The sequence below is a fragment of the Nostoc sp. 2RC genome (genome assembly GCF_014222165.1).
Classification (GTDB): Bacteria; Cyanobacteriota; Cyanobacteriia; order Cyanobacteriales; family Nostocaceae; genus Nostoc; species Nostoc linckia.
Genome location: NZ_JACKZU010000353.1, coordinates 1 through 8,490 on the forward strand (window position 1 = coordinate 1; position 8,490 = coordinate 8,490).

The 8,490-nt window shown below is 40.5% G+C and carries 8 protein-coding genes and 1 pseudogene; 1 reads left to right on the forward strand and 8 read right to left on the reverse strand.

What is annotated here, in order from left to right; genetic code table 11:
- Positions 1-14 precede the first annotated feature (14 nt).
- A complete protein-coding gene (locus GNE10_RS28085) occupies positions 15-698 on the reverse strand; it encodes an ATP-dependent Zn protease (protein ID WP_099067801.1) in 684 nt (227 codons plus the stop codon).
- 191 nt (positions 699-889) lie between these two features.
- Between GNE10_RS28085 and GNE10_RS28090 the strand changes: the two are divergent.
- Positions 890-1,012 (forward strand): annotated as a pseudogene (locus GNE10_RS28090) (DUF3140 domain-containing protein); the annotation flags it as partial.
- A 35-nt stretch (positions 1,013-1,047) separates the two neighbouring features.
- Here the strand turns inward: GNE10_RS28090 and purU are convergent.
- The 7 genes from purU to GNE10_RS28125 form a co-directional block, all read right to left on the reverse strand.
- Complete coding sequence (gene purU / locus GNE10_RS28095) at positions 1,048-1,902, reverse strand: formyltetrahydrofolate deformylase (protein ID WP_099067799.1); 855 nt, start codon at positions 1,900-1,902, stop codon at positions 1,048-1,050.
- Between the two features lie 388 nt (positions 1,903-2,290).
- Entirely contained in the window at positions 2,291-2,935 is a 645-nt protein-coding gene (locus GNE10_RS28100; protein ID WP_185568883.1) for a DUF4340 domain-containing protein, read from the reverse strand.
- A gap of 148 nt (positions 2,936-3,083) precedes the next feature.
- On the reverse strand, positions 3,084-4,814 hold the full coding sequence (locus GNE10_RS28105) for a Gldg family protein (protein ID WP_185568885.1): 1,731 nt from the start codon (positions 4,812-4,814) through the stop codon (positions 3,084-3,086).
- Between the two features lie 303 nt (positions 4,815-5,117).
- Positions 5,118-5,927, reverse strand: a complete 810-nt coding sequence (locus GNE10_RS28110; protein WP_185568887.1) for an ABC transporter permease — start codon at positions 5,925-5,927, stop codon at positions 5,118-5,120.
- Positions 5,928-6,914 (reverse strand): ABC transporter ATP-binding protein, encoded by a 987-nt coding sequence (locus GNE10_RS28115; RefSeq protein WP_185568893.1) that lies wholly within the window; start codon positions 6,912-6,914, stop codon positions 5,928-5,930. It lies immediately after the preceding gene.
- 42 nt (positions 6,915-6,956) lie between these two features.
- Positions 6,957-7,463 (reverse strand): DUF6174 domain-containing protein, encoded by a 507-nt coding sequence (locus GNE10_RS28120; protein ID WP_311774861.1) that lies wholly within the window; start codon positions 7,461-7,463, stop codon positions 6,957-6,959.
- Positions 7,464-7,753: 290 nt separating this feature from the next.
- Positions 7,754-8,490: response regulator (locus tag GNE10_RS28125; RefSeq protein WP_185568891.1), on the reverse strand; the 737-nt coding region annotated here is incomplete at its 5' end.

The window sequence follows — 8,490 nt, forward strand, 5'->3', positions numbered from 1 at the left end:
CATCTCCCCATACCCTATTCCCCATGCCCCACTTCTAACTTTTCCCGACAATCTTCTACAGAACTGCGTTGTCGCATGGCATTAACTAAAGCTTCATAATTAGACCAATTTTCTTGTAGTAGGGTTTTTGCTTGTAGGGCATGAAACCGGATTTTTTGTTGATAAACTGACTCAGAAAAACCTAAAATTGTCAAGACTTGTATCAACTTATTTTTATCATCAGTTCCACCCTCAGCATTATTAAAAACTAAGGTTTCGGCAGCAATACCCGCCATCCAAACAGTGCAGTAGCGGTCTAGCATCTGGGCAGTGATTTTACCTACTTCTAGTTGAGATGCTAATTCACTATCATCAAAGGTCACGCCGCCTTGTCCACCTTGCCCTTGCTTCCAGGCTTCCCAAGCACTGAGGGTGTAGCCAGTAACAGGAATACCCAACAGGTGGGCAACTAAAAAATGTCCTGCTTCGTGGTGGATAATGCGATCGCGGTGTTCGCTCTTAAAACCAGCAACCCAATCTAAAAAGATACTACCGCCCTTACCTTGTAAACTAAAGCTGTCAAAAGTCGCTATTCCCAAAATGGCAAAGGTAGCAAGCGCTGGTACTGTTGGCGATAAGTTGAAGAATGGCCCCAACAGTGCCGATAGTGTCATGAGAAAGATAGATATTGCAACTAAATTTAGGCTAGTCTGTCTCATTGATGGTTTTCTGAGAATCTGCTTAATCTTTCTTCATTATGCGTCATCTCCACCACACACTACAGTTCTATTGGGGAACGTGGGGCAAATAGGACAATAAAAATGGCAACATTTGTTTGGTAGCCAAAAGATATAACTTAATAACAGACTAGAATGATGGCTGCTTTTGAAATCGCAGACAAAATGTAACGACTATGAAGAAAGTTATTCGTTACGTTCGTCGTCATGGCGCACAGCAACCATCAGGTGATGTAAAACAAACACGCTGGTATTACTCTTTAAAAAATTGGGGACACGACCCATTGAAGTCGTAGAAGATTGCGACAAGTAGTATTAGAACTCTAAAAAATCACTCAAATACTACTGTGCGATTACCATAGACTAAGACACGATTTTGTAAGTGCGATCGCACTGCTCTTGCTAAGACAACTCGCTCTAAATCTTTGCCCTTTCTTACCAAATCTTCAACTGTATCTCGGTGACTCACTCGCACTACATCCTGTTCAATAATTGGCCCCGCATCTAAATCAGCAGTGGCATAATGAGCAGTTGCACCAATAATTTTTACACCCCGTTCAAAAGCTCGGTGATATGGATTTGCTCCGATAAAAGCTGGTAAAAATGAGTGATGAATATTAATAATTTGCGGAAATTGTTTAATAAAATCTGCACTGACAATTTGCATATATTTCGCTAATACAACTAAATCTATTTTGTATTTGCGGAGTAATTCTAATTGTTGAATTTCTTGTTCGAGTTTGTTTTCTTTAGTAATGGAAATATGTTTGTACTCAATACCAAATTGGTCTGCTACAACCTTTAAGTTAGAATGATTGCTGATAATTAAAGGAATTTCAGCAATAAATTCTTTGGCACGTTGTCGCCAAATTAAATCAAATAAACAATGGTCTTGGCGGCTCACCCAAATAGCAATCCGGGGTATAGTATCAGAAAAATGTAGTTCCCATTTAGCGTCTAAAGGTTGAGCGATGGCATTAAAAGCCGGTGCAATAAACTCTCGCGGTAAATTGAATCCTTCTAACTGCCATTCTATGCGCGTGAGGAATAACCCAGCAGCAAAATCCGTGTGCTGATCTGCATGGATGATATTACCACCATTAGAATAAATAAAATTCGCAAATTTAGCCACTAATCCCCGTTGATCGGGGCACGAAATTAGCAATGTTGCTGTCGGATTGACCATAAATTTTAGATTTTAGATTTTAGATTTTAGATTTTAGATTGATTTTGAATCAGAGGACATTTTAAAAGTCCTATTCACAATTGGTATAGGACTCATCTTTTATTTATGAAAAAATACGTAGTGGACTGTTTCAGCTAAAATAGTGCATTAGTCAATTCTTTCTTGTGGGGTGGGCATCTTGCCCGCCCGAACGGGTGAGGACACCCATCCCACAATAAAATCTATTGCAACATTTTAGCCTTGATACGCCACTACAGATACTTAGATTTTTTCATAAATCAAATTGGATTCCTATATTAGAAAAAATAGGCAGATTTAAAACAGGGGTTAACAGCTGTTAGCCCCTATTGAAGGTTATATTAACAGACAAAAGAGCCTCTATAATTGCCTATTTGGCATTTGTCGGAGTCGGTAGAGGCAAATTACTTGGCAAGGGTGTTGATTTAACATTATCAACAGGTTGTTTCCACTCCGATAATTCCCGATTTACAGCATTTTCAAAATCTATAGGTACTAATAGCACATCTACATTGCCATCGGGTTTTGTAGCCGTGTCAGTTCGAGCATATACAAAAACACCATTAAAGTTACGTTTTCCTAAAATTAATTGATGCTTTTGCTGATTTTTCAGGGTAATATCAATAGTTGCTTGTGGTGCATCTAAACCGTATTGTCCAAGTTGATTTGCTGGAGTTGTCAAAGTCCGTAGTTTACCATCGTTAGCCTCGCCCTTACCCTTGACCAACAAATCCATCAAATAAGAAACAATAGCGTCATTTGCTGGTTCTGATATTGGAGATTTAATTAGCCATTTAGGGTTACTAGATTGATTGCTACGTTCCAAATTCACAGTGAGTTTTTTTGTCTTTACTGTTAAAGTTTGCACATCATCTTCTACAAAAGAGAAAATTTTTTGATTTTGCTCTTTAATTTCTTCTCGCTGAGTAGCACCTTTAATTTCATAGAAGTAAACAAAACTGCCTAAACCCAGCGCTAGTAATACCAATATTAAAGTTGTTCGTGGCAATTTCATTTTTTTATTTTGTTATTTATTGGGAGTCGGGAATAGGGGAAATAGGGAGTGTTGACTGATGACTGTTGACTGTTGACTGGGGACTGGGGAATTATTATTTTCCCTCATTCCCTTCATCTTCTTTATCTCCCCACTCCTCACTCTCTTTTTACCTTCGTTTCCACCAGAGAATAACTGCTGCTGCTAACCCACTGAGGGGTAAAAATAACAGAGATGACAGTGTTAAAACATTGGCTTGGGTGCTTGTTAGAGTTATCCGGCGATTTTTCGGTTCTTTGGGGCGGATAGAAAGGGGTTGCTGGTCTTGTTGATTCAACCAAGTAACTGAGTTGAGAAATACATCTCCATTTAGTTGCCTGTTAAATAACCCATCTGTGGCAAAGTTAGAGTTTCCAAAAACAACTAACCGTGATTCCGTGGGTGTTTGAGATGCAGGAGTTGGGGGAGTTTTGTTTTCGGTAGTTGGTGATGGTAGGGGAGATGGTGCGGGTGTGGGAGAAGTTTTGTTTTGGGTAGTTGGTGATGGTAGGGGAGATGGTGTGGGTGTGGGAGAAGTTTTGTTTTGGGTGGTTGGTGATGGTAGCGGTGTGGGTGTGGGTGTAGAAACAGTAGATTTGGGTGTTTGTTTTCTTGTTAAGGCAACGCCTAAGGTCAGAGGCCCTTTGAGGTCTTTATCTGGATTAAATTCTAATTTTTCGCTTTCTAGGTCGCTTTCTGCCCAACTCAGGGGATACTGCTTGGTTAGCAGTAGAGGAGTGGCTTGGATACCCGGTACAGAGGTAATTTCCAGAGGCCGGGAAATGGGATAAAAAGAAATATCGTTGCGGAAATCTTTGGTAATTGGATGTTGTCCGTATTCTGTGACTAAGGGAGCCGCAGGGCCTAGTCCGACGACGTTTTCACTGGAAACATCCACTGCTAAACGATTATCCAAACGAACGCCCCACTCTTTGAGCAAGCTGTCAAGTTTGGGATCTGTATTAGGATCGATCATCAGCAGTAAGCTACCGCCTCGATTTAAATATTCTTGCAAGGCTTTGACTTCGGCTTCAAAAAGTCCTCGTTTGGGGCTAGCTACTATGACCACAGCAGCATCTTGAGGAACTTTAGGATTTTCTACCAGACTTAGGGGTTCTGTTGTGTAATTTTTATCCTTGAGTCCTTCAATAGCTTGTGATATTGCACCTTTACCGGGTGAAAGTTGGCTTTCGCCATGACCTTGGAGTAGATAAATTTTGCTTGTTGTTGCACTTGTGAGTTTTTGTAGCCGACTAGTTAATCTGATTTCCGAAAGGCGTTCATTTTGATTGATTGTTTGTACTAATTCTTTTTTATCTCCATATTCCAGGTAAACTTCGCCATAATCTTTCGCACCAATTTTTTCCGCTATTCCTGGTCTAGCTTGGGGATCGACATATTCAAAATTAAACTTTGAGCTTTGTCGGCGATAATTTTCTAATAATTGCAGGTCTTGGGGATTCTGGTTAATATCAAACACCCAGATTTTAACTGGTTGTGGCAGGGCTTTCACCAATTCCCCTGACTGTGGTGCAAGGGTGAATAATTGATTTTCTGTTAAATCTGCCTGGAAATGATAGCGAGTTCCTAAAAAGTTAATTAATCCCAAAATTGTTAATACTGCCAGAGTTGCCACCAAGGCATTAGTTCCAGCTTGGGTAGAACGGCGCTTCCATAAATTAGTTTGGTAGCTTTGCCATATTATCCATGACCCAATAATGGCAATTCCCACAATCAAAAACGCTAGGGAAATTAATCCCCACTGTTCGGAGACTAACCCTACTGTTAATCCCACAGCAATTAAGAACGGGCCTAGCCAAAACAGATATTTCCACAGTTTTTTATTTGCAACTATCTTCATATTAATTAGACTGAAGTGAGGAGTTAGGAGTGACAAGTTAGGAGTTAGGAGTTTGGAGTTTGGAGTTTGGAATTTGGAGTTTGGAGTGAGAAGTTTGGAGTTTGGAATTTGGAGTTTGGAGTGAGAAGTTTGGAGTTTGGAGTGAGAAGTTTGAAATTATGATTTTTATTCTTAACTCTGAACTCCTAACTCTTCACTCTTAACTCTTAACTCTTAATTCCTCACTCTTAACTCTTAACTCTTAACTCTTAACTCCTAACTCTTCACTCTTCACTCCTAACTTTTAACTCATAACTTATATAACTACTGTCTTTGAAAGCGCAGTGCATCAATTGATTGAGCTGTGAGAAAGACGCCCAAAAAAATGTAACTGGCAAATAAAATCAAAGCGCTGGTATCAAAAATGCCTTGAATGAGGGTGTTGTAGTGTTTGAGCAACGACAGATAACCCAAAGCTTCACCTACGGAACCAGGGATATTTTTAGCGATCGCATCGAAAAATAACAGTGATAATATTACTGCAAAAGTGAGAACCGCAGCCAGAATTGTGCTGTCTGTTAGTGAAGAAATAAACATTCCTATAGATAAAATAGCCGCTGCTAGCAAGATTAAACCAAAATGACCCACTAAAGGAACTGAGGGTGTCATTGGTGGATTCGATCCACTGATGGCGATGGCTTCTAACACTAACACGGGCACAATCATTGTTATAAAAAATGTGACCACCCCTAATAACTTACCTACAGCTACTGCCCAATTGGTGATTGGTGATGTGGCTAATAGTTCTAAAGTGCCCCGCTTACGTTCTTCGGCGTAAAGTCCCATTGAAAGAATTGGCAGGATAAATAACAGTAACCCACCCATTGAATCTAAATATGCTCGCACAAATTCGTAGGCGAAATCTATTGTGGGTGTTGGTAAACCTTGTTGTGCTTGTAAATCTAGTGTCGCTGCTGCCGCAAAAATGCCATTTGGCCCGACTAAAATCATCACGAAAAATAACCCAGCGACGAACCAAAATACACTGGCGATTCCATACGCCAAAGGTGATACAAAATAACTCTGTAACTCTCGGCGATAAATGGCAATAATATTACTCAGTACTACACCCATTTATGCGGCTTCTCCTTGTGTGACTGCTTCTAAATTCTTTTCTTCTGTGGTCAGTTGCAAGAACACATCTTCTAAGGTAGCGTTAACTCGCCGCAATTCATGTAAGCCGAATCCCGCACGTACTAAAGTTGTGGCAATATCCTTTCCTGGTTCTTTTCCCGGTTGGGATATCACCCGCAAATAAGCCCGGTTTGCCTGGGCTTGATGACCTCCTGCTGTGGGAATTGATTCTACCAAACTCACGCCTGCAATATTTTGCAATACTTGTTTCGCTAGGGCGGCTTCTCCTTCGATTTCTACTTCATACCCAGAACCGCCTGTCAACTGGGTCATTAAATTATCTGGTGTATTCGTTGCGACTACTTTACCGCGATTAATAATGGCAACGCGGCTACAAGTCATACTCACTTCTGGGAGAATGTGTGTAGAGAGAATAATTGTGTGAGTACCAGCAAGACTTTTAATTAAATTCCGCACTTCAATTATTTGTCGAGGATCTAGTCCCACGGTAGGTTCATCGAGGATGATTGCTGGAGGATCGTGGACGATCGCTTGAGCAATTCCCACCCGTTGGCGATATCCTTTAGAAAGTTTGCGAATAATTACCCGTTGCTTATCTTGTAAATTACAACGCTCAATGGCTGCTGTTACCTTTTGATGGCGATCGCCTGCTGGAATTCCTTTAATCTGTGCGACAAAATGCAAAAACCCCTCCACCGTCATTTCTGGATATAACGGTGGTGTTTCCGGTAAATAACCAATTTTTTGGCGCACAGCCAGGGAATTTTCATGGACATCGTAACCAGCAATCCGGGCATTACCATTAGTTGCTGGCAAGTAACCAGCTAAAATCCGCATGGTTGTGGTTTTTCCAGCCCCATTCGGCCCCAGCAACCCTAAAATTTCTCCTGGTTCCACGTTAAAAGTGACATCAGTAATCGCTGGGGTAGAACCGTATATTTTACTCAGATGCTCAACTTCAATCATCAGTGTAGTGGCGATCGCTTGCTTCAAAGATACCTAATAATCTTAGATCGCTTCAGGAAGTTCTTGAAAATTGCTAATTGTAGTGAAAACTCCAGCATCAGCAGCAAGATTACCAATATTAATCTCAGTTGGATAACCTTTTTGTGGCTTATAGGTTACACTCAGTTGGGATTCCCCACGATTAATAGCATCTCTAATCAGATTAAAAAGTTTAGGAATTGTACTGTACGAAGTTAATAGCTCAGTATTTACAGGCTCACCAGTTTGAGCATTGGTGATAGAAGTTGTGACACCATTACGCACCTCAATGTTTAATGGCCCTCTAACTTCAGGAATGCAAAAGCAGTTATTAGTTAGGGTATAGCGATAGTTGTCTATCTTTCGTCCATTCCATAATAGTTGGTAAATTCTTAATTGTTTTAAACTCAAATTATTGCTTTTTGGACTTTGTGCCACTTGCACAGGAGGCATAGAGAATACTGGAGCATTTAAACTTAAAGATGATACTAAAATCACAGCAATAGAAATAGGTAAACGCATACAAATCATTAGTTAATTTTTACTTAAATTTTGACAAAATCAAATTTCAAATATGCAATCCTATATGAGTTGTGAAAAATATTGGTGTTAATTGTTAACAGTCAATAGTCAACGGTTAACAGTCAACGAGTAACATGTAATTTCACAAACTATTTAAGATTGCTATAGTAGAAATCTTTTCTAGAATTAGCGTACACGATGTTTGGACGTAGCAATTTTGTGAGATGTTCCGTTTTTGTTAAACGAGTACAAATGTAGTAATCTCCCCTGACGTGGGGATTCCTTCCCTTATTGATGAATTAAGAATTGGCAATTAAATTAACGATCGCATTAGCTAAATCCAATGGTTCTACGGGTTTCGGTAGATGTTTTTGAAATCCTGCTGCCAGTGCTTGCTTATGGTTAATTTCTCCCGCATAAGCAGTCAAAGCGATGGCGGGAATATTTCCACCTTGTTCTGGTGGCAATTTTCTTACTTGACGCAGCAGCATATAACCATCCATCAAGGGCATTCCAATATCGCTTAACAGAATATCTGGCTTTGACTTTGCTAGTGCTTCTAATGCTTCAGTTGCCGATGCTACCGGGGTTACATTTGCTCCATATTGTTCTAAGGCAAAGCTAAAAAAGTCGCGTACATCTTCTTGGTCATCCACAAGCAGAATTTGGACTCCCAAAAGCAATGATTCTTCGGTATTCAGTTCTGAGTTAGAAGATTCTGGGCTGGAAGTTCGTAACTCGGCACTTTTGAGCAAAGGTAGTTTCACTGTAAAGGTCGCCCCTTGTCCTTCTCCTAGACTGTCTGCCTCAACTGTGCCCCCGTGAAGTTCAACTAAATGACGCACAATTGCTAGTCCTAATCCCAGTCCGCCAAATATTCTGGTTGTCTTGGCATCTGCTTGGCGGAAGTAGTCAAAGACATGGGGTAAAAATTCTGGACTGATTCCTTTACCTGTATCAATTACTTGGATTTGAGCATAGCCAGGAGAAGAGGACGCGGTGACGGGGAGACGCGGTGACGCGGAGAGTGTCTCCA